The organism is Helicobacter salomonis (genome assembly GCF_900197775.1).
Lineage (GTDB): Bacteria > Campylobacterota > Campylobacteria > Campylobacterales > Helicobacteraceae > Helicobacter > Helicobacter salomonis.
This window is the reverse complement of sequence record NZ_FZMA01000019.1, coordinates 23,533-46,048: the sequence shown is the minus strand read 5'-3', so window position 1 is coordinate 46,048 and position 22,516 is coordinate 23,533. Positions and strand designations below refer to the sequence as shown.

The 22,516-nt window shown below is 45.8% G+C and carries 25 protein-coding genes; 21 read left to right on the top strand and 4 right to left on the bottom strand.

Annotation, left to right across the window (positions count from 1 at the left end; translation table 11 throughout):
- Window position 1 precedes the first annotated feature (1 nt).
- Genes C6H04_RS03910 through C6H04_RS03885 form a run of 6 tightly spaced genes read left to right on the top strand, consistent with a single transcriptional unit; the run spans window position 2 to window position 4,737 of the window.
- The gene (locus tag C6H04_RS03910) at window positions 2-1,447 is read left to right on the top strand and encodes a DNA polymerase III subunit gamma/tau (RefSeq protein ID WP_104732379.1); all 1,446 of its coding nucleotides are present in this window, start codon (window positions 2-4) and stop codon (window positions 1,445-1,447) included.
- Entirely contained in the window at window positions 1,444-1,869 is a 426-nt protein-coding gene (gene tsaE / locus C6H04_RS03905; RefSeq protein ID WP_104732378.1) for a tRNA (adenosine(37)-N6)-threonylcarbamoyltransferase complex ATPase subunit type 1 TsaE, read from the top strand. The genes C6H04_RS03910 and tsaE overlap by 4 nt, the downstream gene beginning before the upstream one ends.
- On the top strand, window positions 1,862-2,584 hold the full coding sequence (gene lptB / locus C6H04_RS03900; protein WP_104695027.1) for an LPS export ABC transporter ATP-binding protein: 723 nt from the start codon (window positions 1,862-1,864) through the stop codon (window positions 2,582-2,584). Before tsaE ends, lptB begins: the two co-directional genes overlap by 8 nt.
- On the top strand, window positions 2,584-3,867 hold the full coding sequence (locus tag C6H04_RS03895) for an RNA polymerase factor sigma-54 (protein WP_104695026.1): 1,284 nt from the start codon (window positions 2,584-2,586) through the stop codon (window positions 3,865-3,867). Before lptB ends, C6H04_RS03895 begins: the two co-directional genes overlap by 1 nt.
- A gap of 39 nt (window positions 3,868-3,906) precedes the next feature.
- Window positions 3,907-4,401, top strand: coding sequence for a tetratricopeptide repeat protein (locus tag C6H04_RS03890; RefSeq protein WP_104695025.1), 495 nt, complete (start codon window positions 3,907-3,909; stop codon window positions 4,399-4,401).
- 9 nt (window positions 4,402-4,410) lie between these two features.
- Window positions 4,411-4,737: an SEL1-like repeat protein gene (locus C6H04_RS03885; protein ID WP_104695024.1), complete on the top strand. Its 327-nt coding sequence runs from the start codon at window positions 4,411-4,413 to the stop codon at window positions 4,735-4,737.
- Here the strand turns inward: C6H04_RS03885 and C6H04_RS03880 are convergent.
- Window positions 4,720-5,073, bottom strand: coding sequence for a hypothetical protein (locus C6H04_RS03880; protein WP_104695023.1), 354 nt, complete (start codon window positions 5,071-5,073; stop codon window positions 4,720-4,722). The two genes, C6H04_RS03885 and C6H04_RS03880, sit on opposite strands and share 18 nt — an antisense overlap.
- Window positions 5,074-5,200: 127 nt before the next feature.
- On the opposite strand from C6H04_RS03880, the gene alaS reads away from it, so the two are divergent.
- From alaS to C6H04_RS03825, 11 genes are all read left to right on the top strand, one after another.
- Window positions 5,201-7,819 carry an alanine--tRNA ligase gene (gene alaS / locus C6H04_RS03875; RefSeq protein ID WP_104732405.1) on the top strand — a complete coding sequence of 873 codons (2,619 nt, stop codon included), beginning with the start codon at window positions 5,201-5,203 and terminating at the stop codon, window positions 7,817-7,819.
- Window positions 7,819-8,016: a cbb3-type cytochrome oxidase assembly protein CcoS gene (gene ccoS / locus C6H04_RS03870; RefSeq protein ID WP_104732377.1), complete on the top strand. Its 198-nt coding sequence runs from the start codon at window positions 7,819-7,821 to the stop codon at window positions 8,014-8,016. Before alaS ends, ccoS begins: the two co-directional genes overlap by 1 nt.
- A 1-nt stretch (window position 8,017) precedes the next feature.
- The gene (locus tag C6H04_RS03865) at window positions 8,018-8,974 is read left to right on the top strand and encodes an NAD(P)-binding domain-containing protein (RefSeq protein WP_104732376.1); all 957 of its coding nucleotides are present in this window, start codon (window positions 8,018-8,020) and stop codon (window positions 8,972-8,974) included.
- A 91-nt stretch (window positions 8,975-9,065) separates the two neighbouring features.
- Window positions 9,066-9,611, top strand: a complete 546-nt coding sequence (locus C6H04_RS03860) for a YbhB/YbcL family Raf kinase inhibitor-like protein (protein ID WP_104695020.1) — start codon at window positions 9,066-9,068, stop codon at window positions 9,609-9,611.
- Between the two features lie 67 nt (window positions 9,612-9,678).
- Window positions 9,679-10,176, top strand: a complete 498-nt coding sequence (fabZ, locus tag C6H04_RS03855; protein WP_104695019.1) for a 3-hydroxyacyl-ACP dehydratase FabZ — start codon at window positions 9,679-9,681, stop codon at window positions 10,174-10,176.
- Window positions 10,173-10,973, top strand: coding sequence for an acyl-ACP--UDP-N-acetylglucosamine O-acyltransferase (gene lpxA / locus C6H04_RS03850; RefSeq protein WP_104732375.1), 801 nt, complete (start codon window positions 10,173-10,175; stop codon window positions 10,971-10,973). Before fabZ ends, lpxA begins: the two co-directional genes overlap by 4 nt.
- Window positions 10,970-12,322 (top strand): ATP-dependent protease ATP-binding subunit ClpX, encoded by a 1,353-nt coding sequence (gene clpX, locus C6H04_RS03845; protein WP_104732374.1) that lies wholly within the window; start codon window positions 10,970-10,972, stop codon window positions 12,320-12,322. The genes lpxA and clpX overlap by 4 nt, the downstream gene beginning before the upstream one ends.
- A 13-nt stretch (window positions 12,323-12,335) precedes the next feature.
- Entirely contained in the window at window positions 12,336-13,373 is a 1,038-nt protein-coding gene (locus C6H04_RS03840) for a rod shape-determining protein (protein WP_104695016.1), read from the top strand.
- Window positions 13,374-13,380: 7 nt separating this feature from the next.
- Complete coding sequence (locus C6H04_RS03835; protein WP_199766148.1) at window positions 13,381-14,241, top strand: rod shape-determining protein MreC; 861 nt, start codon at window positions 13,381-13,383, stop codon at window positions 14,239-14,241.
- A gap of 149 nt (window positions 14,242-14,390) precedes the next feature.
- A complete protein-coding gene (locus C6H04_RS08310; protein ID WP_104695015.1) occupies window positions 14,391-15,713 on the top strand; it encodes a methyl-accepting chemotaxis protein in 1,323 nt (440 codons plus the stop codon).
- A complete protein-coding gene (locus C6H04_RS03825) occupies window positions 15,714-16,832 on the top strand; it encodes an aminotransferase class I/II-fold pyridoxal phosphate-dependent enzyme (RefSeq protein WP_104695014.1) in 1,119 nt (372 codons plus the stop codon).
- 97 nt (window positions 16,833-16,929) lie between these two features.
- On the opposite strand, the gene C6H04_RS03820 is transcribed toward C6H04_RS03825, so the two are convergent.
- Both C6H04_RS03820 and C6H04_RS03815 read right to left on the bottom strand, forming a co-directional pair.
- Window positions 16,930-18,033, bottom strand: coding sequence for an HP0729 family protein (locus tag C6H04_RS03820; RefSeq protein ID WP_104732373.1), 1,104 nt, complete (start codon window positions 18,031-18,033; stop codon window positions 16,930-16,932).
- 168 nt (window positions 18,034-18,201) lie between these two features.
- A complete protein-coding gene (locus C6H04_RS03815) occupies window positions 18,202-18,405 on the bottom strand; it encodes a 2-hydroxymuconate tautomerase family protein (RefSeq protein WP_104695012.1) in 204 nt (67 codons plus the stop codon).
- Between the two features lie 153 nt (window positions 18,406-18,558).
- Between C6H04_RS03815 and C6H04_RS03810 the strand changes: the two genes are divergently transcribed.
- From C6H04_RS03810 to radA, 4 genes are all read left to right on the top strand, one after another.
- Complete coding sequence (locus C6H04_RS03810; protein WP_104732372.1) at window positions 18,559-19,188, top strand: NAD(P)H-dependent oxidoreductase; 630 nt, start codon at window positions 18,559-18,561, stop codon at window positions 19,186-19,188.
- Window positions 19,189-19,283: 95 nt separating this feature from the next.
- A complete protein-coding gene (locus C6H04_RS03805; RefSeq protein ID WP_233710421.1) occupies window positions 19,284-19,739 on the top strand; it encodes a hypothetical protein in 456 nt (151 codons plus the stop codon).
- Window positions 19,740-19,742: 3 nt separating this feature from the next.
- Window positions 19,743-20,612, top strand: coding sequence for a signal recognition particle-docking protein FtsY (gene ftsY, locus C6H04_RS03800; protein WP_104695010.1), 870 nt, complete (start codon window positions 19,743-19,745; stop codon window positions 20,610-20,612).
- Window positions 20,605-21,945, top strand: a complete 1,341-nt coding sequence (gene radA, locus C6H04_RS03795; RefSeq protein WP_104695009.1) for a DNA repair protein RadA — start codon at window positions 20,605-20,607, stop codon at window positions 21,943-21,945. Before ftsY ends, radA begins: the two co-directional genes overlap by 8 nt.
- A 42-nt stretch (window positions 21,946-21,987) precedes the next feature.
- On the opposite strand, the gene C6H04_RS03790 is transcribed toward radA, so the two are convergent.
- Entirely contained in the window at window positions 21,988-22,494 is a 507-nt protein-coding gene (locus C6H04_RS03790) for an isochorismatase family protein (protein ID WP_104732404.1), read from the bottom strand.
- Between the last annotated feature and the right edge of the window lie 22 nt (window positions 22,495-22,516).

Here is a 22,516-nt window from a genome sequence, read left to right as displayed (position 1 = left end):
TGTGGTCTTGGCTCTCAAATACCGCCCTCGGCATTTCAAAGATTTAGTCGGGCAAGAAAGCGTGTCTCAAACCCTGAGCTTGGCTTTAGAGCAGGGGCATTTAGCGCATGCTTATCTCTTTAGCGGACTCAGAGGCTCTGGTAAGACCTCCAGTGCGCGCATTTTTGCCCGTGCCTTGCAATGTGAAAAAGCTCCCACCAGTGTTCCCTGCGATGTTTGCACAAATTGCATCGACGCGTTACAAAATAGACATGTAGATATTATCGAGATGGATGGCGCATCTAATCGCCGCATTGAAGATATCCGTGATGTGATTGAACAAACCAAGTATAAGCCTAGCATGGGAGCTTATAAAATCTTCATCATCGATGAAGCCCACATGCTCACTAAGGAGGCATTCAATGCACTCCTAAAGACCTTAGAAGAACCTCCCGCGCATGTCAAATTCATTTTAGCTACCACAGATGCTCTCAAATTACCCGCGACGATTTTAAGCCGCACCCAACATTTCCGCTTCAGAAAAATCCCTCTCAAAGCCATTGTAACGCACTTACAAAGAGTCTTAGAGGTTGAGGGTGTGAATTATCAGGAAGGGGTATTAGAGATGTTGGCTAGAAGTGCACAGGGGAGTTTGCGCGATACTCTCACTCTCACGGAGCAGGCCATCAATTACTGCAACGCTAGCTTGACCATAGAAGCTACCGCGCGGATGCTGGGCATGGTGGATAGCAAGGTATTAGGAGATTTTTTTGAGGCGCTTCTCAATGAGTCTGCGCGCGTGCGCACCCTCCTACAAACCTTTAATAGCTACGATCCTCATACGGTCTTAGATGAGATGGCGCTCTTTCTTAAAGACGCACTCTTAGAGGAGAAATTCCCCCTTGTCTTGTTAGATCGCTGGATGGGTATTTTAGCCCAAGCCAAAAGTCTCTTGCATATGGGTGCAGATGGGGATTTTGTGCTGACCCTAAGCGCACTCAAAATGCAAGCTACCCACAATCCTCCCAGCACTCAGGCTATGTCTGCTCCTACAGCCTCTAAAGTAGTAACACCTCCTCCTGCTCCAAGAGTAACTCTTGCCCCGCAGGCAGCCCAACAGCCGCCCTCCGCCCCCAAAGAGTTATTTCATCAGCTCGTCGCTAAACTTTACGCGCATGATCAAGAGTTAGGTACACTCTTTCAAAGACATATACATTTCTGTAGTTTTCAAAATAAAACCCTACAATGGCAATCGGATGCACCCCCGCATGTAAGGGAGGTGTTTAAGAAACACTATGATGCGATGAGGCAAAAGGTACAAGAGGTTTATGGCAGTGGTGTGGAGATTCAAGCGGTTAGAACAGCCTCCACACCCCCCTATGCACCTTTAAACTCACCCCACCAGGATATTATAGGGGCGGTGCGTGAACACTTGGGCGTTATAGAGGTTAAGGTGGAGGATTCGTGAATATCCAAGCCAATTTAGCACAACTAGATTCTGTGTTAGTGCGTCTTGACTCCTGGATCGAACGCCACGCTCTGCCCGTGATTATTCTTTTACAAGGCACGCTAGGGAGTGGTAAAACCACTTTGGTGCAACACTTCTGCCAAACCCACCACGCCCCGCAAGCTACCTCACCTACCTTCAGCCTTATGCATACCTACCCCGCTGAGGATTTTTGCATTTACCATTACGATTTTTATCTCAAGGAAATCCATGAGCTCTTGGAGATGGGGGTGTTGGAAAACTTGGAATGTGAGGGGGTACACTTTGTGGAGTGGGGTTCTGAGGCACTTAAAGAGATGTTGGTCAAGTTGGGTTTTAGTGTGCTCACACTGAAGCTACAAACCCATCAAGAAGTGCGCACTTATAGGTTTAGTGATGGATAAACTCAGCGCGATTCACTTGAGCAAACAGATCAAAAAGACCATGATCGTGCATGATGTTTCCTTAGAAGTAGAGAGCGGGCAGGTAGTGGGTTTGCTAGGACCTAATGGAGCAGGCAAAACCACCACCTTTTATATGATCTGCGGGTTATTGCGTCCTAGTGGGGGGAGTGTGGCGCTCAATGATATTGATCTCTCCAACTACCCTCTGCACAAACGATCCAATTTAGGTATTGGTTACCTGCCCCAAGAGTCGAGTATTTTTAAAGATTTAAGCGTGTTAGATAATTTGATGCTAGCTGCCCAAACCACTTTTAAAAGCGCTAAAGAAGCGATGCAGCGCATTGAAGAGATGTTAGAAGCATTCAATATCCAAGCGATTCAAAAGCGCAAGGGCATGTCTTTGAGTGGGGGGGAGCGCCGACGCGTGGAGATTGCGCGCGCACTTATTAAAAGTCCTAAATTTATTCTGCTCGATGAACCCTTCGCAGGAGTTGATCCCATTGCGGTGTTAGATATTCAAAAGATTATCGAACGCCTTGTAGAGATGAATATCGGAGTGCTCATCACCGATCACAATGTGCGCGAAACCTTGAGTGTATGCCACCACGCCTATGTGATCAAGAGCGGCACTCTGCTGGCCAGTGGTAGTAGCGATCAAATTTATGAAAATGAATTGGTCAGAAAGCACTATTTGGGCGAGCATTTTAAAGCATGATGGCAGTCCTACGCCCCAAACTCGCGCCTAAGAATAAACTATCTGCTACTCTGAAAAGTTGGCTACCCATTTTACAGAGTGGACCACTCGAAATAGAAGAGACTTTGCAAGCTTATGCAAAAGATAATCCTTGCGTGCAAGTGCAAAGTGCTTTGAGTGCGGATTTTAGCACATGCCAAATGCATAAAGTCGCCCGCTCCAATACTCCCAGTCTTAAAAATACGATGAGTGATAAGATTGAGAGCTTGAGCGTGCGCGAATCTACGCTTTATGAAACTTTAAACCAACAGCTCTTACCTCCCCTCTTTCCTACAGAGATTTCTGTGCAAATTGCTCAAGACATCATCGACAACATCAATCAAGAGGGTTATTTTGAAGGCGATGTGTGCGATTTAGCTTTGGCTTTAGGTGTTTGCGTAGAAGATTACGAAAAGGTACGCCAACGCTTTGCCTACCTAGACCCTCCGGGCGTGGGCGCGCGCGATCTGCAAGAGAGTTTTTTCTTCCAACTAAGCCAACATAGCGAATTGGACGCGCCTATTTACGAATTATGCACTCAAATTTTGGACGATCTAGCACAACATAGAGAATACAGCCATGTTGCTGGCTATGCGCAAGCCATGAAGATCATCACCTCTTTTAAAAACCCTCCCGCCCTAGATTTCCACGACCCCTCACCCTTGGTAATCCCTGATATTTTGGTGCTCGAAGAACAAGGGGAAATTTCCGTGCAACTCAACGATAGTTACTACCCTAAAGTGGTCATTGAAGAACCTAAAATTAAAGAATCCCATGACTATCTCAAGGAAAAACTCAAAGAAGCACGGGATTTAATTGACGCCTTGCAGATGCGCCAACAGACTATTTTAAAAATTGGCTTGATGCTGGTGGAATACCAATACGATTTTTTCAAGGGCAAAGAGATCAAACCCATGCGTTTGGTGGACATTGCTAATGAGTTTGGCTATTCCCCTAGCACGATTTCCAGAGCCATCTCCAACAAATATTTAGAGTGCACGCGCGGGATTTTCCCCATTAAGAGTTTCTTTACAACGGCTCTGGAGGGCGATATTTCCAATGCCTCAATCAAGGATTTTATCTTAGAGCGTATCAAAACCGAAGATCCTTTGAAACCCTTGAGCGATCTGAAGATTTTAGAGCTCGTAGAGGCTAAGTTTAATCTTAAGATGGTGCGGCGCACCATTACCAAGTACCGCAAGCTTTTGAATATTGCCAGCTCTTCAGAGCGTAAAAAACTCTATGGCATGCGCGCCAAGCATTAAGCCTAAGCGTGCTAGAATACTCCTTCCAAAAGGAGGCGCATGGTACCCATTCAGCGTAACACTAGAACGCGTGCAAACCACCATTCTTTGAGCGATGATGCACTGCTAGAGATGTTCCATCTCTACAATGCCACCTCCCAGGATCAGCTTGCTCCGCACCGTCTCCACAACTATTTGAAAGCCTTCAAGCTCTATAAGCAAATTATTCTAGGAAAAATCGCGCATGGAAAGGTCTTTTATCATTTAGCACAGATGTATGAAAAAGGGGAAGGCGTGCCTCAAAATGAGAAGAAAGCTTTGGATTGCTACAAAGGGGTTGTACAACATAGTCCTACAACCCAATGGATTTACATCAATGCGCTTAACAAGCTCATCTATGCCTACGAGACGGGTTGTGGAGTGCCTCAGGACACACAAAAAGCCCTAGAATACAAGAGCAAACTACAGACCAGTAAGTCTGAAGTGATGGGTACTCTATTGCGCCTCTACCTTAAAAAGGGTGCACCCAAAACCCCCAAGAAGATTTCGTATTAAAGGACACGCATGCCAAATAACTTGAAACAACTCAGCGACGACGCACTGCTCGCTCTCTTCAACCGCTACAACCAAAATGCGCAGTTGGGCGCGCCCCACCAAGTACATGCCTACCTCAACGCTTTTGGGTATTTTAAGTGTATCGCACTGGGCGAGACGGACTTTGGCTACGAGTTTTACGCACTGGGCAAAGCCTACGAAGAGGGCCTGGGCGTACCTCAAGACCCCTCCAAAGCCCAAGCCCTCTACACCGAAGCCATCAAGCACTACCAAGTCTACGAGGGCGACGAGGACAAGCACTTAGAGGTCATTCGCCTCCTAGAGAAATGGCTCTGAAGTGCCGTCATGACCTTGACCTTTCTTATGGCGGTGTGTACGCCCGTGCTCATGTCCATGTTCGTTGTGTGTCCTATGATCCCGCTGATGCGTATTGAGGGGATCGTAGTGGGAGTTACACATTCTACTAGGTTGCCTGTGGTGGCCACTGGACTCTAGCCTTGCACCTTCTTGTGGGACGGGTGTCGCGCCATCAGTAGGCGTGTTAGCAAAGACTTCCAAATGATCGCATGGTGTGTGTGCGACCAATACCTCCAAAGAACCCTCCAACCTCTCCGCGAGTTCCTGAAAGGCTTTGAGGTCTTCTTGTTTGATGTTTTGGATCAAAATATCCATACAACCTCCTTGATGGACTGGAGTTTAGCTCCAGTTACACTGAATATTAGTCTATAAAAAATAATTAATCCTTAACCACACCAGCCCTAAACATGCTATAATGCGCGCATACGATCGCGGAGAAAATATGGATATCAAGAGTGCCTTTCTGCAACATTTTGAGCATTTAAACCATGTGCGTGTGCCTAGCTCTAGCCTTGTGCCCGATGATTCCAGCTTGCTTTTTACCAATGCAGGCATGGTACAGTTTAAAGATATTTTCCTAGGCAAGGTCGCGCCTTTCACCCCGCGCGCCACCAGTGCCCAGCTGTGTATGCGCGCTGGGGGCAAACATAACGACTTAGAAAATGTGGGCTATACCAACCGCCACCATACCTTGTTTGAGATGTTGGGAAATTTCTCCTTTTTTGACTATTTTAAAGAAGAGGCAATCGCTTATGCCTATGATTTTGTGCATAAAACTCTAGGCTTTCAAAATAAAGATATTTACATTAGTGTGCATGAAAAGGACACGCAAGCTTATAAGTTGTGGCAAAAATTCGTGCCTGAGAGTCATATCAAGACAATGGGGGATAAAGACAATTTTTGGCAGATGGCAGATACAGGGCCTTGTGGGTATTGCAGTGAGATTTACATCGATCAGGGCGCGCAGGCTTTCCATTCTGATCAGGATTATTTCGGGGGCGAGGGGGATCGCTTTTTAGAAATATGGAACTTAGTGTTCATGCAATACGATCGCTCTAAAGAGGGTGGGCTCACCCCTTTAAGTCAACCTTGTATTGACACGGGCATGGGATTAGAGAGGGTGCAAGCTCTGCTAGAGGGCGTGCAAAATAATTTTGACAGCTCTTTATTCAAGCCCTTGATGGCGTGCATTGAAAAGGTCTTTGAGTTGCCCTACAGCGCGCATAAGGAATCCTTTAGAGTGCTGGCCGATCACGCTAGAAGCGTGGCGTTTTTATTAGCTATGGGGGTGTATTTTGACAACACGGGGCGGGGCTATGTCTTACGCCGTATTTTACGCCGTGCACTAAGGCATGGCTATTTGCTCGAACATGCCAAGGGGCGCGGACTAAACGAGCCCTTTTTCTATAAAATCTTGGGGAGTGTGTGCGCGTCCATGCGCGATTATTCCATTCTCCAGGAACAGCAAGAGAGCTTGCAAGCCGAATGCAAGGCAGAAGAAGAGTTGTTTTTAAGCACCTTAGAAAAGGGCATGCACCTTTTTGAAAGCGCGCTGGCAGAAAGCAATGAGATTTTCAGCGGAGCAGTGGCATTTAAACTCTATGACACTTATGGATTTCCCCTAGATTTGACCATGGACATGCTTAGAGATAAGGGAATCGAGGTCGATTTAGCCGGCTATGAGGCGTGTATGCAGGAGCAAAGAGCGCGTTCACAATTTAAACAGAGTGGAGTAAAAGACGGCTTAAAAACTTTGGATTTGAGCAAATTAGAGCCAAATGCTTTTGAGGGTTACCACCACGAGAGCTTGAAAGCGAGCATCCGCGCGCTGTATGCGCCCGATGTGCAAGGGGGGTTAGTTTCTGTGCAAAGTGTGACACAAGATACAAAAGCCTATGTCGTGCTGGACAAAACCCCTTTTTATCCTCAAGGTGGGGGGCCCATTGGAGATAAGGGCGTGTTGTTAGACTTGGAGCACAACCCCATCGCACATGTACTAGACACCCAAAAGGTGGGTGCGATCAATGTTAGTCTTGTGGAGTTTAAAAGGGAGGTGCGTGTGGGAGATTATGTGGTCGCGCAGGTGATTGATCGCGCTGAGATTGCCAAACACCACAGCGCGACCCATCTATTACACCTAGCCCTTAAGGAAGTTTTAGGAAAAGCAGCACAAGCTGAGGGTAAAAACGCCCAGATTCAGCAAAAGGGGAGTCATATAGAAGCCACGCGCCTACGCTTTGACTTTAGTTTCTACCGCGCCTTGAGCGATGCGGAGATAGAGGCGGTGGAAGAGTTTGTAAATACCCAAATTAGCATGGGGGCTGGCACTGATATTGAGCACATGGGAGCAGAAGCTGCCAAGCAGAGCGGGGCGGTGATGTTGTTTGAAGATAAATATTTAGAAGAAGTGCGAGTGGTGCGTATTGCCGATAGTTTGGAGGCATGCGGAGGGGTGCATGTGCGTGATAGCGCACATATTGGAGGCTTTGCCATTACCAAGAGCTCGAGCGTGAGTGCTGGGGTGAGGCGCATTGAGGCGGTGTGTGGGAAGGCGTATTACCAATTCATCGCCCAAGAGCGCGCCACTCTCAGACAAGCGCGCCAAAAGTTAAAAACCTCCGATCTGCTCAAGGCTTTAGACACGAAGGCGCAATCTGCTACGCCCAAGCCAAATTGTGCGCACTTGGTGCAGTGGCATTCTATCCGCAATAAACAACTCGCCCTTTTGCACGCCCAAAAAGAGCATCTTAAGGAGTTTTTCGCGCTTGTGGATGAGCATAAAAAGCAGCAAAAGAACTTGGTCGCGCTTTTTCTTTATCCTAATTTACAAAAACAGGGCTTGGAGTTGTCGCTTAAATCTGTCGGGAATGAGGATATGTTAGCTCTGTTGACTCTCTTGAAAAGTCAGCTAGAAACTCTAGGTTATGGACATAAAGGAGGAGGCAAACGCGATTATGTGTCTTTGCTCATTCAAAAGCAAGAGGGTGCGCTCACCTCTGAGGAAATTGACCATTTAGTCCAAACACTCAAACAAAGCACTTTGGAGTTTATGGCAGGCTGATGCATACTAACACGCTCTTTTTGATGCTCTTTGTCTCGCTCATCTTGGGATTGGTTGGGTTGCTCATCTTTTTATGGGGGCTCAAAGGCAAGCAGTTTAATGATGAAAAGAAGATGTTAGAAGTCTTGCTTTATGATGGCCCTAGCGATCTGCGCACTGCCAAACAAGAGGAAGTTAAGTCTAAAAAGAAAGGATAACATGGGCGAGTTGTATGATGTAGTGGTAGTGGGGGCAGGCCCTAGCGGAATTGCCACAGCTGTGGAGTGCAAACTCAATGGAATCCCTAAGGTACTCTTATGTGAAAAAGAGGTACAGAGTTGTGGCATGATACGCAAGTATTACAAGGCCAACAAGCGCGTGGACAAGGATTATCGCAAGCAAGTTGTAGACATTAAAGGACATATCCCCTTTAGCGACACTGACAAGGAAGGTGCGCTAGAGGTCATGGAAAAGGCTCTACACGAGCATGCCATTGAAGTGGCCTACCAAACCAGTATTGAGGGCGTGGTCAGAAAAGACGGTCACTTTGAGGTGGTGAGTGGATCTAATCAGGTTTTCAAGGCTAAAAGTGTGGTGATCGCCATTGGTAAGATGGGGCAACCCAACCGCCCCTCTTATCCCATCCCCGTAGAGGTGATGCGCCAAGTGGTTTATACGATCAATGATTGCAGAGAAAAAGAAGATGTTTTAGTAGTGGGTGGAGGCAATTCGGCCGTGGAATACGCCATCGCGCTCTCCAATACCAATAACACCACCCTCAACTACCGCCAGACCACTTTTGGCCGTGTGAATGAGGACAATTTGAGGAATTTAGAGGAAGCCTTTGAGAGGAATTTGAATCAAAAATTGGGCGTAGATATTGAAGGCTTGAGTGGACTCGAGGGAAAAGTGCAGGTGCATTTTAAAGATGGAACACAAGCCCTCTTTGATCGTGTTCTCTTTGCCATTGGAGGCTCAACTCCCCTAGAATTTCTCAAAAAATGTAAAGTTGCCTTGAGCGAGAGCAATTTACCCCTTGTGAGCCCTGAACATGAAAGCAGCATTGCTAATTTGTACATTGTAGGCGACATTGTCTACAAATCAGGGGCGAGCATTGGGATCGGACTGAATGCGGGCTTTGAAGTGGCACAGGTGCTCAAAGAGCGCTTGATTTAGTTTGCTCAAAGCTCTTTTTTTGGCCTGCGCTTTAATAGGGGCTGCAAGCTCTCAGTCGCGTGCCATGACGACACAATACAAAGGAGAACGGATGCAATTTTTTAAAGTTTTTGTCAAAACAGATGCGCAGGGTTTTTTGGACCTCAAATTCGGAGGCAATGCGAGCGCAGAATTTTTAGATCAGGGCTTACCTAAACGATCGCCTGAGATTAGCTGGGAAGCCGTGCCTGGAGCTAAGAGTTATGCCCTAGAAATTGTGGACGATGATGCCACTCCCGTGGTGGGTAAACCCTTTATCCACTGGGTGGTGGGCAATATCACAGGCACTAAGTTAGCTGAAAATGCCTCTTTAGAAAATAAACAGATCGTTCAAGGGATCAATTCGCTCACGGAAGGGTATTTGCGCTCTTCCTTGAGTCCAGAGGAAAAACGCGCCTCCAATTTGGCCAATAGCACCTATATTGGACCCATGCCCCCCAATGCCGATCATCACTATTTAATCCAAGTTTACGCTTTGGACATTGTGCATGTTGATTTAACCCCTCCCTTTTTTATTAACGATCTGCACGATGCAATTCGCGGACATATCCTCGGCTTGGGACGCGTAGAGTTCAAATACCCTCAAATGCGTCGCTAATGGAGTTTTAAACTTGGACATGTTAAAGTCGGGGCTTTATCCGAGTTCCATGCAAAGGCCCTAAGACATGCAAGATTGTGTGTTAGAGATGGATATTCATGCCATCGCTCAGATCCTCCCCCACCGCTACCCATTTTTGTTGGTGGATCGGGTGGTGTGCCTGCAAACCTATAAGCAGGTGCATGCTTATAAAAATATCACTTATAACGAAGAAGTGTTCACCGGGCATTTCCCTAGCAAGCCCATTTACCCTGGTGTGCTCATTGTAGAGGGCATGGCGCAGGCGGGTGGGCTTTTAGCATTTGTGAGTCTTTTTGGAGTCGATCCAGAAGTGGCGTGCACAAAGCTCGTGTATTTCATGACCATCGATCGGGTAAAATTTAGAAATCCTGTTGCACCCGGCGATCAACTCCATTACCATTTAGAAGTGCTCAAATACAAGGGTATGATCTGGCAGGTAGGGGGTGTAGCTAAAGTGGATGACAAGGTCGTGGCAGAAGCGGAGCTAAAGGCCATGATTGTAGATAAAGAGAGTGGCAAACGGGGTGTGGGGGAGGCGCAATGATTGCATCCACAGCCGTTATCGATCCTAAGGCCTGCATTGCCCCTTCTGTACGCATTGGGCATTTTTGCGTGATAGGACCCAATGTAACCTTAGGAGAGGGCGTAGAGCTTTACAATAATGTAACCATATTAGGGCACACTACGATCAAGAGAGATAGCAGAATTTTTCCCTACACCACTTTGGGCACAATCCCTCAGGATCTGAAATATAGCGGAGAAGAGACACAACTTGTCATCGGAGAACGTAACCTGATTCGAGAGTATTGCATGATCAATCCGGGCACTCAGGGCGGGGGGGGTGTTACGTGTATAGGTGATGATAATCTCTTGATGGCATATGTGCATGTGGCCCATGACTGCCAAATTGGCAGTCATTGCATTTTGGCTAATGGCGTAACTCTAGCAGGGCATGTTGAAGTGGGGGATTATGTCAACATCGGTGGACTTACAGCCATCCACCAATTTGTGCACATCGCCAAGGGTTGCATGGTGGCTGGAGCCAGCGCGCTAGGTAAGGATGTGCCCCCCTATTGTATTGTAGAGGGGAATCGTGCCTTCATCAAGGGGATCAACCGCCACCGCATGCGCAAACTCTTACAGGGAAATGAAATCGATTTTATCAATGCACTTTACAAGCAGCTTTTTATGTGTACGAACACCTCGATTCGCGATAACGCCACCAAATTACTTGAGATGTATGCAGACAATCCCCATGCGCAAGAAATTTGTGGCTTTGTCTTGAGGAGTGAGCGCGGCGTGGCTTTCAAGGCTGCATATTTGACCCAGGAGGATATATGAATACCCGTTATTGTAGCTTTTGTAATAAACCTGAGAGCACTTTGGGTTACCAGCGTCGCCTCGTGTTTTCCTCTAAGAAATCTGGTAAGGATACCCATGTGTGTGAGTATTGCATCGAATATCTTTACAAGGAGCTCCACACCGATTTGCACCCCAATGTGTTAGATAATCAGAGATTAGAGCTTATCGAGAGTGCACTTCCCAAAGTCAATAAGAGTGTGAGTGCGACTCTCGTGCCCTCTCCAAGTGTGCTCAAGGAGTATTTAGACAATTATGTAGTGGGACAGGAGGAAGCAAAGAAGGTCTTTAGCGTCGCTGTTTATAATCACTATAAACGTCTTAGTCATCAGGAAAAACAAAAACAAAAACAGAATAACAGAGGTGCTGATTTTATTGAGAGTCATTCCCTCGAGGATGTGGAGATTTCTAAATCTAACATTTTATTGGTGGGTCCGACAGGAAGTGGTAAAACCTTGATGGCCCAGACTCTAGCGCGTTTTTTGAATATTCCCATTGCTATTAGCGATGCAACTAGTCTTACAGAAGCAGGTTATGTGGGCGAAGATGTGGAAAATATCTTAACGCGTTTATTGCAAGCTAGCGATGGGGATGTAGAACGCGCTCAAAGGGGAATCGTTTTTATTGATGAGATCGATAAGATTGCACGCCTCTCAGAAAATCGCTCTATCACACGCGATGTCTCCGGTGAAGGGGTGCAACAAGCCCTCTTAAAGATTATTGAAGGGAGTGTCGTAAATGTCAGCCCTAAGGGTGGGCGCAAACACCCCAATGAAAACTTCGTCCAAATTGACACGACCAATATCCTCTTCATATGCGGAGGGGCGTTTGACGGGATTGTTGACATTATCAAGCGGCGGATCCATAGCAATGTTCTAGGCTTTGGGAATGAGAAAAAGACCAAGGAACAATTAGAGGACATTTTGCACTTGGTGGGCCCAGAAGATTTGATCGGTTATGGTCTCATTCCTGAACTCATTGGTCGTTTGCCCGTTATCTCCACGCTCAAGCCTATTTCTAAAGAAGCTATGGTGGACATTTTGCTCAAGCCCAAGAATGCACTGATCAAACAATATCAACAGCTCTTCAGGATGGACGGGGTGGAGCTGATCTTTGAACCTAGCGCGATTGAAGAGATTGCTAATCTCGCCATCAAACGCAAGGTGGGCGCGCGAGGCTTGCGTTCCATCATCGAGAGCTTTAGCATGGATGTGATGTTTGATTTGCCTAATCTTAAAGATTACCAGGTAATCATCACTAAAGAGTGCGTTTTACAACAAGAGAAGCCTCTTTACATTAAGAAGAATAAACCTTTGCCCATGCCATCTTAACAGAAAGAAGTCTATGATACTGGATAAACTAATCGGCGTTTTCTCGCATGATGTTGCCATCGATTTGGGAACAGCTAACACGGTGGTGTCCGTTAAGGGACAAGGGATCATCATTAATGAACCCTCCATTGTAGCGGTTAAACTGAACAAATACGATCGCATGGAGGAAGTGCTCGCGGTGGGGAGTGAAGCTAAGGAGATGATTGGCAAAACCCCAGCCGGAGTGCAGGCGATCCGTCCCATGAAAGACGGGGTGATCGCCGATTTTGACATCACTGAGAAAATGATTCGCTATTTCATTGAAAAAGCCCATCAACGCAAGACTTTGATTCGTCCGCGTATCATGGTCTGTGTGCCCTATGGTCTGACAAGCGTGGAGCGCAAAGCAGTCAAAGAGAGTGCAATGAGTGCGGGTGCGCGTGAAGTTTTTTTGATTGAAGAACCTATGGCAGCAGCCATAGGGGCGGGTCTACCCGTTAAAGACCCGCAGGGAAGCTTGATTGTAGATATTGGGGGAGGTACGACGGAAATTGGCGTGATCAGTCTTGGCGGGCTTGTGGTGAGCAAGAGTATCAGAGTGGCAGGCAATAAATTAGATGCAAGCATTGTGGATTATGTGCGTAAAACCTACAATCTTCAAATTGGCGAGCGCACCGGTGAGGAGATTAAAATTGCCATTGGTTCGGCGATCGAGCTCAACCCTCCTTTGACAATGGAGGTGAGTGGACGCGATCAGGTAAGTGGAATTTTAAATACTATTACTCTGAGCAGTGAAGATGTGCGTGAGGCTATTAAAGAACAAATCCGCGAAATTAGCAATGCGCTCAAGGCGGTCCTAGAAGAGGTCAAGCCTGATTTAGCAGGAGATATTGTCGAAAATGGGGTGGTGCTCACGGGTGGAGGTGCGCTTATCCGAGGTTTGGATAAGTATTTGAGTAATATCGTCAAACTCCCCGTCTTTGTAGGCGAAGAACCCCTTTTAGCCGTAGCACGAGGCACGAGTCGTGCCATTGAAGATTTAGATTTATTGAGCAGTTTAGGGGACTTATAAATTCAGAATGATTAGCAAGCGCACGGTGCTGATCCTAGTTGTATTGGTGTGTGCGCTGTGGGTGCTAGATATCAGGGGCTCGCGCAGTTTTGTGAGCGATAAGGTTAAGATTGCGTTTTTAAATCTCAAGGGCGCGATAGTTTCCGCCTATCAACGCCATTTTGATCAAGCCGATACCATCGCGCGTTACCAGAGACAACTAGAGGCCTACCAATATTTGCAGTTTTCTTATGCTGACTTGGATGCGCGTAACCAGGCTTTAGCCCTAGAAGTACAGGACTTAGCCACCCTTCAAGCTGCTACGCCCGCACCCATCCAAACTCCAGATGCCATGTCCCTTTTCTCCAGCTATACTCCTGCCACTTGTGCACCCGATCCCAAACTAAGCACACTCTATACCCCGCCCAAATTTACCCTCACACGAGTCTATGGTTTTGCTCAACTCAATAATACCCACGAGGTGCTTTTAGATGTTCAAAAACCCTATCCGCAGGATAAAATTTTAGGAATGGTGGCTTTTGAGCGCGCAATTGGAATTGCGGTGCAAAAAGAAGGTCGTTTTATCGGGCTTTTACACGGCGATGCGCGCGCGAGCTACAGCGTCATGATTAAGAGCGGGGGTAAAGTGTACTATGGCTTTATCACTAATCAAAACTTTAAAACCTATGTTAACTTTTTACCTGCTTACGCCCCCATTAAAGCCGGAGATACAGTGTTAACCAGCGGTTTAGATGGAATCTTTAGCGCGGGCATTTATGTGGGCACGATTGCCGATGTGGAAAATCACTACACCTATAAAAAGGCCCTGCTTAATTTAGAAGAGCTCAAGAGCATGCTCTTTTACACCATCTTGGTCTCAGTGCCCTAGTTTGTTTAGTGTATCAGTCCTCTCATGAATAAGATTGCTCTAATAAACCTAATGTCTTGAGCATTTGGACACCTTGCTAATGCGAATCCCTATCAAAAAATTAAGTTAAACTGCTATATAATGAGGATGATAAAATATAAAGGATTGGTATGTTTTTTTCTAAAGAGAAAAACAGGCAAATGGATGATAAAGACGCGCAAATTCGCTCCTTGCAGAAGAAATTAGATATTTACAAACAGCTCGTGGAATTATGCGCTTACGAAGGGTTGATCGGAGTTAAGGATGGTAAAGTCGTATTCAAGAGTGGGGCTGTGGCTGGGGCAGAGGATTTGGAGCAGAGGGCGGGCGCTCTGACACAGGTTGATAAGGATTTTAATTTCAATAACCGCCTTTATAAACTCAGGAGTAAATGTGTTGAGGACACATTCTACTATGCTTTAAGTCGGGATTTTGAAACTCTGGTGGAATTTGGAAAGGATAACATCTTTAACATCTATTACAATAGCATGAAATCTGGCGTGGAAGGAATCCAGCAAACTTTACAGAGTATTCTCGAGGACTCCAATACTCTAGTAGAAGGGGCCAGCAATGGTAGTAAGCACTCTCAAGAGACTTTAAAGCAGGTGGCTAAGACGAGCGAGAAGATTGATACTCTCTATGATAAAATGCAAAACGCCATCGTGCTTGCTGATTCCCTCAACCAGCGCAGTAGCGAAATTACCCAAGTTATTTCTCTTATCGATGATATTGCTGAACAAACGAATTTATTAGCCTTGAACGCTGCCATTGAAGCTGCGCGCGCAGGTGAACATGGAAGAGGTTTTGCTGTGGTAGCTGATGAAGTACGTAAATTGGCCGAAAAAACCCAAAAGGCTACCAAGGAGATTGCCGTGGTAGTTAAATCCATGCAACAAGAAGCTAGTGATATCCAAAGCAACACACATGACACCAATGGTATCGTGGGAAGTATTAAAGACGATGTGAGCAATATACAAGTTTTTGCACATAATAATAAGATCGTGGCCAATGCGGCATTGTTTTCCATTGAAAATTCTAACAACCGCGCTTTTTGTGGATTGGCCAAAGTGGATCATATTGTCTACAAAAGTAATCTTTATGGTTTGGTTTTTGGAGTGCCCAATGCCTTTAAGGTCATCAATGGTAGCGAGTGCCGTCTGGGTAAGTGGTACCATGAAGGCAAGGGTAAGGAGCATTTTTCTAACACGCCTAGCTATCGCGCGCTGGAATCTTGCCATAATGGGGTGCATAACGAGGCCAATGCCTTGGCTAGTCTGCTCAAGGAATCTGATAAGGCCACTCCTAGTAATATTGAACATGGAATCCGTGCAGTGGAGCAGCACGCTCAGGTTGTGCGCGACACCATTGATAAAATGTTTCATGAAAAACAAGATGAGCTCAATCAGAAGGTTGCTGCGCTGCTTGCAGAGATTAAAGAAGTTTCCGAGCACTGATTGGCGCCTTATACATCTGCGCTGCGCGCGCTTGAGCGTGCGCACCTATATCGAAAACGCCATCTCTACTCCCCTCATTTGATTGACTTTGCCTCCAATGACTATTTAGGTTTGAGTGCGCATGCTCAGCTCCTGGAACAGACTTTTGAAAAAGTGCGCACACACACATGCCATGCCCCCAAAGCCTCCATGTTGCTCAATGGCTACCATCCCTTGCATGTAGAGCTTGAAGAGTTTTTACGCGCGCATTTAGGTTATGAAGCTTGCTTATTGGTGGGTAGTGGCTTTTTGGGCAATATTGCTTTGATCGATGCGTTAGTGCGTAAGCAAGATGCGCTTTTCATGGACGCACACTATCATGCCAGTGGGCAATTCTTGGCAAAAAAAATGCCCAATGCCTACTTTTTTACCCATAATGATGTGCAGAATCTGTCTCAACAACTTCAAAAATACCGCAAACAGCATGCCAAGGGACGGATTTTTATCGCCATTGAGGGGGTGTACTCAATGGAAGGACAAGTTGCCCCCAAGGAATTTTACCACCTAGCCCAAGAGTATGAGGCCTACTTGATTTTAGATGAAGCCCATAGCTTGGGTGTCCTAGGGCAGGATTTAGGAGGGTACTTGAGCTATTATCATTTAAAACCATTTCCTCGTCTCATTGTCCTAGGCACTTTATCGAAGGCCTATGGGAGTTATGGGGCTTTCATTGGAGCGGATATACAAGTGGTAGAATTTTTATGCAACCGAGCCAAGAGTGTCATCTATACAACGAGTCTATCCTTGTTGGATAGTGCACTGGCTTTAGTGCATCTGCAATATCTCTATGCGCATTTGTCTAATTATGTTGCCATGCTAGATCGCATGCGCGCCCTGTGTGCGCAAGTGTTGGGCTTTAGCACGCCTAGCAATATCTTAACACTTTCCTTTTCAGATGTACAATCCCTCCTAAAGGTGCATGCAAAGTTGCTCGAGCAAGGTTTTCTATGCGCCCCTATCCGTCCCCCGACCACTCCAAAACCTCTCCTGCGGGTATCTTTGAATATACAGCCTCAAAACACCTTAGCAAAACTAGATGCCTTGTGTACTTCTTTAGAAAGCGCATTGCACGACGCGTGATTAACCACTAGTGGACGGACTTAGTGACGCACTCCTCACAGCTGAAAGCTTGTGGGCTTTAGCACGCCGGTAACAATATTGCAGATATGGAAAGCAATCAGTGTGAAGGGGCGTTATTAGCCAGCTGAACGCGTTGGATAAGGAGGTTTTTGACTAAACTGGGCTGATCTACACCTAAGATAATGTTGCGCGCTAAGCAGGCTTCTTCAAGCGTGGTCGGACATTCCCCATGAACTCCATCGTTACGGATTTTTCTAAATTTATTCAGCAATTCACCCATGCGGGTGAAATGAAAATGAGAGAAATAATCTTTGTATTGGGTGAGCTTGTGAGTCAACAGAATTTGATAGGAGAATAAGGTAGGCTTGTGCTTATCTAGATCAGCCAGCGTACACGTATTCCTGTGTGAAAGGGGATAATTTACACTTAACACTTCAGGGTGGTCTATACAGATGCGTGCCACCACACTTTGGATAAATAAAAAGAGCTCCTGTTCCAACATCTTGGAGTATTTAGCAACGACACTGCCAAAGTCATAAAGGGGGTCCTGCTTGTTATGTTGGTATTCCAGCTCGGCGTATACAATATTCTCTAAACTCATATGGTGCATCGCATGGGTGAGTTGTTGGCCGAAGACAAATTGAATTAAATACTTGCGGGTGTCAATGAACTCGTCCTCTTTAAACACATTGGGGTAGTGAAGTTGTCCATCGTCAAAGTGATCAATCTCGTTTTTCATATCGATGATCAGAGGGTAAACATAGTTGCTGCCATAGATAGCAAAAGTATGGGAGCCGTAATTAGGGGTGGTAAAATTTGGAAGGTAGTGCCTGCGCACCTCTTCAAAATCATTTCTAACCAATTCCCTAAGGTCAGCAAGAATAAACCAATGTTCCACTTCAATCCGATCATTTTTGTAATAGTATTCTGGGGCTCTAGCTTGGGTGAGCGTGGTTTCTACTCCAACCACTTTAGCGACAAACAAGTTGGCATAATCGCTCAAAAAAAGTTGTAAGGTATGGTTGGGGTTGGTTTGTGCATAGATAGCCTCCAGCATTGGGGTGTACTGATTCACAATGTTTTTAGATTTTGGCTTGAGCTTGCCAAAGGCAACTTTCTTGTCTTCTTTCAGAATCGCCAAATGATCCTTGATCACACTTTCATTGTAGTAGGGATTATAGAGAATGAGTAAATGGGACATGGAAAACCTCTCCTTTGTGATTTTTCAGTCTTATCTTTCAATGAAAACTAGCCATGAGCGGAGCGGCACATCTGCCTGCTAAAGCCCACAAGAGGCAGAGCTCCCGTGCAAGCACAGATTAGACCTGCAGAAACAAAGTGCGCCGCACGCTTCGCGCAGATCAATGTGTTACGCTTGCTTACGCACTTCTGTAATACTCTTGCCTCCCAAGCCGTAATTATCCGTATCAACTTCTTCGATGATCACCACCGTAGACGCTCTATTTCTATGCGCCACTCGGGCCAACAAGTCTGTAACTCCCGCAATCAACGCTTCCTTTTGCTCTTTAGTAGGTCCATTTTCTTTCGTGATCTTAATATTGACAAAGGGCATGGAAACCTCCATTATAAAGATTACAAGTAATCCGAAGCATAATCCGTTCCTGCAAGCTGATCCGTTCAGGTTCGCAAGCTTTGGCACATAGGTGGCAAAAATGGCATTTTTGTATTATAATGTGCCCTTCATATACGAACATAAGGAGTTCTTGTGAGTCATGCATTCTTGAGTTTGGATTCTGTGCACGCGCTCTTGCACCGCCGTTTTTCTTCTAAGAAATTTGACCCCCATTACCACCTACCCAAAGAGCTGTTGGAGGAAATCCTCGAAGCGGGTAGACTAGCCCCCAGCTCTTATAATACACAGCCTTGGGAATTCTTGGTCTTACAGGGTGCGCTAAAAAATCAGCTCGTACCTCATGTTTACTACAATGATCAACTAGTGCAAGATGCCAGTGCTCTAGTCGTCGTAGGTTATATGCATCCTAGCGCACTCAACGCACATTATCTGACAAGTTTTTGCAAACCTCAATACCACGAACGGGTGGTCAATGGCCTCAACGCTCTTTTTAAAACCAAGTTTCGGGGTGATGAAAAACTGATTGATGCCTATCTCAAAGAACAATGTTATATTGCCGTGGGGCAAATGTGCTTGAGCGCTACCTTATTGGGAGTGGATACATGTATTTTAGGAGGGTTTGAACCTGAGGCAGTCAAGCGCGTGCTCAGTGCACATTGCAATCCACCTAAAATTGCCTGTCTGATTGCTCTTGGCAAAACAGCTATGACTATTACCCGCAAGGCGCGTAAGTCTAAAGAGAGCACCATTAAGTGGCTTTGACAAAATACATTGGATTTTTTGTTTTTTTGTTGCTGCTAGGTTGTTCAGATCAGAAACATAAAGATGATCAGGGGCAAGCTCCTCAGAAAGCTGACATGTCTGCTCCAAAAGTCCCTAAAGTCTGGGAGTTTTTAGACCAAAAAAGCGGGCATATCCATCTTGAGCACACGCCAAAGGGTTTGAGTATCCAATCCTTAACCCCTGCACCCATGTTAGTAGCATTTTTAAGTCTAGACTCTCAGTTTGCGCCCTATAGTGCACTACTTAATCACTTGGAGAGCATGTTCAAGGGAATGCGGTTTGTGGCCGTGTTAGATAAACCCTATCCTCAGGAACAATTTGAAAGCTATGTGAAAGCACATGCACCCAAGTTTATCTTGCTCAATCCCACCAGCGATCTTGGGACTTTAAGCATGGTGTTGCAAACAAGTACTTGGACACTACCCTACTTTTTACTTTATAGCCAAAATGGTGTTCTGCAGCAAAGCTATCGCGGTGCAATTGTAGAGGAAATGCTGACCAAAGACATTCAAGACTTGCTAAAGAGATGAGTTGTGTTTAACTTTTTCAAGAAAACTGTGCAAAATGTCGCCTCTTTGTTAAAAAGTAAGAGTGTTGTCTTCAACAAGGAGGAGCTGGAGGAAATCTTGATTGCCTTTGATGTGCAATACGATCTAGTGGAGAGCTTATTACTCCATCTCCCCGAACAGGTCAAGCGTAATCACTTGGAGGTTGCTTTGATGCGCTTCTTGCGTAAAGAAAGTTACTATGACAAAGTGACTCTCAAGAGTATAGAAACGCGTCCCCTTGTAGAGTTAATCGTGGGTGTAAATGGCGCAGGTAAAACAACTACCATCGCTAAACTTGCACAGCAATACCTACGCCAGAAGCAAAGTGTGATCTTAGGAGCGGGCGATACCTTTAGAGCTGCGGCCACCAAGCAATTACAATTGTGGGGGGAAAAGTTGGCACTGGAGGTGATCAGCGCTGCTCCTAATAGCGATCCTAGCGCGCTGGCCTATAACACTATTCAGGCAGGAATTGCGCGCCGTGTCGATCATATTCTTATCGACACGGCGGGGCGTTTGCACAACCAAACCAATCTCAAAAATGAATTGATTAAAATTAGTAAGGTTTGTAGTAAGGCTCTTAATGGAGCACCCTACTACAAGTTGTTAATTTTAGATGGTACCCAGGGAAGTTCAGCCTTAGAGCAAGCTCGGGTATTTCATGAAAGTCTTGATCTAGATGGAGTGATTGTAACTAAGTTAGATGGCACAAGCAAGGGGGGGTGTATTTTGAGCATTCTCTACGAGTTGCAATTACCCATTTTGTATTTAGGGCTGGGTGAAAAAGCCTCCGATTTAGTTGTCTTTGATGAACAAGCGTATGTGCAAAACTTACTAGATGCCATCTATGGCTAAACGCACGCGTGTCTTTGAGTGCCAACATTGTGGTTTTAGTAGCCCCAAATGGATGGGCAAGTGTAGTAATTGCCAAAGCTGGGAGAGCTTTGTAGAGCTCGCTTCTGATGCGCAGGTGCGTTTTAAAAACGCTAATAGTGTGCCTGAAAATGCGGCCGTGCGCATTACAGAGGTGGAATATGAAAGCGTGGTGCGCTTTAGCTCCACGCAAAGGGAATTAGACATTGTTTTAGGGGGGGGAATTGTCCCGGGGGGATTGTATCTTGTGGGCGGAAGTCCGGGAGTGGGGAAGTCCACTCTGCTCTTAAAGGTTGGGGGAGGATTGGCTCTGCAGGGGCATAGAGTGTTATATGTGAGCGGAGAGGAGAGTGCAGGGCAAATTCGCCTGCGTGCAGAACGCTTAGATTGTATGCAAGAGGATTTGTTTTTACTCAACACCATCGACCTAGAACAGATCAAGGCACATCTATGCACACAAACCTATGGTGTGTGTGTCATCGACTCGATTCAAACACTCTATTCTAGCAATATCGGCGCAGCTCCAGGCTCAATCTCGCAGGTACGCGAAAGCACCTTTGAACTCATGCGCCTAGCCAAACAGCAAAATCTAGCGATCTTTATCATCGGACACATCACCAAAGAGGGTTCTATCGCAGGACCTAGAGTGTTAGAACACATGGTAGATAGCGTGCTCTACTTTGAAGGGGACCCTAGTAAAGAATTGCGTATCCTGCGTAGTTTTAAAAATCGCTTTGGGGCAACTAGCGAGGTGGGGATTTTCCAAATGCGCTCAGAGGGTTTAGTGAGTGCTAAAGAGGCTTCTAAACTTTTTTTCTCGCAACAAGAGAGTTTAGCAGGCAGCGCTTTAAGCGTAGTGTTAGAGGGGTCCAGGGCATTGATTTTAGAAATCCAAGCCTTGGTGTGTGAGAGTAATCTCAATAATCCTAAGCGTTTAGCTACGAGCTTTGATACTAACCGCTTGCACATGCTCTTAGCTTTGCTAGAGAAAAAACTAGAAATCCCCTTGAATCGCTACGATGTCTTTATCAATGTTGCAGGTGGTATTAAAATTACTGAAACAAGTGCGGATTTAGCGGTGATTGCGAGCATTCTTTCCAGCTTAAGAGAACGCCCCATTAGCAATAAAACCGCCTTTATTGGAGAAGTGAGCTTGAGTGGTTCGGTGCAGGAAGTGCCTGATATCAATATGCGTATCAAAGAAATGGAAAACTATGGTTTTCTCAAGGCGATTGTGCCCAAAAAACCTACATTGGCAACGACCATCACATGTTATGAAACAGCAGAAGTGTCCAAAATTTTGGAGTGGATGTAGCGCTGTTTGGGACTAGCAGAACTTTAATTACAAGGCAATAGACTACTTAATGATTTGTGAGATTGTCTTAAAGTTAGGGTGTGTGTAGGTTTGCATGCACTCAAAGGCAACCATTTCCGTGCTGACAATATGCGCTCCGCAATTTTGTAAATCTGTCAGGGCAAGCTTCTTATTGTGCGTATCGCGAGAGCTAGTGCAATCTTCTAAAACACTCACGGTAAAACCTGCTTGCAAAAAATCCTTAGCGCTTTGGTAGACGCATACATGTGCCTCAATGCCCAGCAACACCAAGTGGGCTTGGGGTGGCAACATGGATATAAGCACAGGAGCTGCGCTAAAGTGTTCTTTGACATAGGGACTACCAAAAAAAGCTCGTAGAGGTGTTATGCTTGAACCCAGCTTAATCGGATTTTGTTCGGTAGCGTGGATGGGCAGTTTTAAAATTTGAGCAATGCGCAGAAATTTCAGACAATTAGCCAATAGTATATCAGACTCTGCCATGGCGGGGAGTAATTTTTCTTGTATATCAATCACAATAACATGAGGCATGCGCAATCCTTTTTGAGCCAAT

What these genes read in the sequence shown, in the direction of transcription:
- lptB (WP_104695027.1), top strand. Translation starts at nt 1,862, where the DNA reads ATGGATAAACTCAGCGCGATTCACTTGAGCAAACAGATCAAAAAGACC.
- C6H04_RS03895 (WP_104695026.1), top strand. Translation starts at nt 2,584, where the DNA reads ATGGCAGTCCTACGCCCCAAACTCGCGCCTAAGAATAAACTATCTGCT.
- C6H04_RS03890 (WP_104695025.1), top strand. Translation starts at nt 3,907, where the DNA reads ATGGTACCCATTCAGCGTAACACTAGAACGCGTGCAAACCACCATTCT.
- C6H04_RS03885 (WP_104695024.1), top strand. Translation starts at nt 4,411, where the DNA reads ATGCCAAATAACTTGAAACAACTCAGCGACGACGCACTGCTCGCTCTC.
- C6H04_RS03880 (WP_104695023.1), bottom strand. Translation starts at nt 5,073, where the DNA reads ATGGATATTTTGATCCAAAACATCAAACAAGAAGACCTCAAAGCCTTT.
- alaS (WP_104732405.1), top strand. Translation starts at nt 5,201, where the DNA reads ATGGATATCAAGAGTGCCTTTCTGCAACATTTTGAGCATTTAAACCAT.
- ccoS (WP_104732377.1), top strand. Translation starts at nt 7,819, where the DNA reads ATGCATACTAACACGCTCTTTTTGATGCTCTTTGTCTCGCTCATCTTG.
- C6H04_RS03865 (WP_104732376.1), top strand. Translation starts at nt 8,018, where the DNA reads ATGGGCGAGTTGTATGATGTAGTGGTAGTGGGGGCAGGCCCTAGCGGA.
- C6H04_RS03860 (WP_104695020.1), top strand. Translation starts at nt 9,066, where the DNA reads ATGCAATTTTTTAAAGTTTTTGTCAAAACAGATGCGCAGGGTTTTTTG.
- fabZ (WP_104695019.1), top strand. Translation starts at nt 9,679, where the DNA reads ATGCAAGATTGTGTGTTAGAGATGGATATTCATGCCATCGCTCAGATC.
- lpxA (WP_104732375.1), top strand. Translation starts at nt 10,173, where the DNA reads ATGATTGCATCCACAGCCGTTATCGATCCTAAGGCCTGCATTGCCCCT.
- clpX (WP_104732374.1), top strand. Translation starts at nt 10,970, where the DNA reads ATGAATACCCGTTATTGTAGCTTTTGTAATAAACCTGAGAGCACTTTG.
- C6H04_RS03840 (WP_104695016.1), top strand. Translation starts at nt 12,336, where the DNA reads ATGATACTGGATAAACTAATCGGCGTTTTCTCGCATGATGTTGCCATC.
- C6H04_RS03835 (WP_199766148.1), top strand. Translation starts at nt 13,381, where the DNA reads ATGATTAGCAAGCGCACGGTGCTGATCCTAGTTGTATTGGTGTGTGCG.
- C6H04_RS08310 (WP_104695015.1), top strand. Translation starts at nt 14,391, where the DNA reads ATGTTTTTTTCTAAAGAGAAAAACAGGCAAATGGATGATAAAGACGCG.
- C6H04_RS03820 (WP_104732373.1), bottom strand. Translation starts at nt 18,033, where the DNA reads ATGTCCCATTTACTCATTCTCTATAATCCCTACTACAATGAAAGTGTG.
- C6H04_RS03815 (WP_104695012.1), bottom strand. Translation starts at nt 18,405, where the DNA reads ATGCCCTTTGTCAATATTAAGATCACGAAAGAAAATGGACCTACTAAA.
- C6H04_RS03805 (WP_233710421.1), top strand. Translation starts at nt 19,284, where the DNA reads ATGTCTGCTCCAAAAGTCCCTAAAGTCTGGGAGTTTTTAGACCAAAAA.
- radA (WP_104695009.1), top strand. Translation starts at nt 20,605, where the DNA reads ATGGCTAAACGCACGCGTGTCTTTGAGTGCCAACATTGTGGTTTTAGT.
- C6H04_RS03790 (WP_104732404.1), bottom strand. Translation starts at nt 22,494, where the DNA reads ATGCCTCATGTTATTGTGATTGATATACAAGAAAAATTACTCCCCGCC.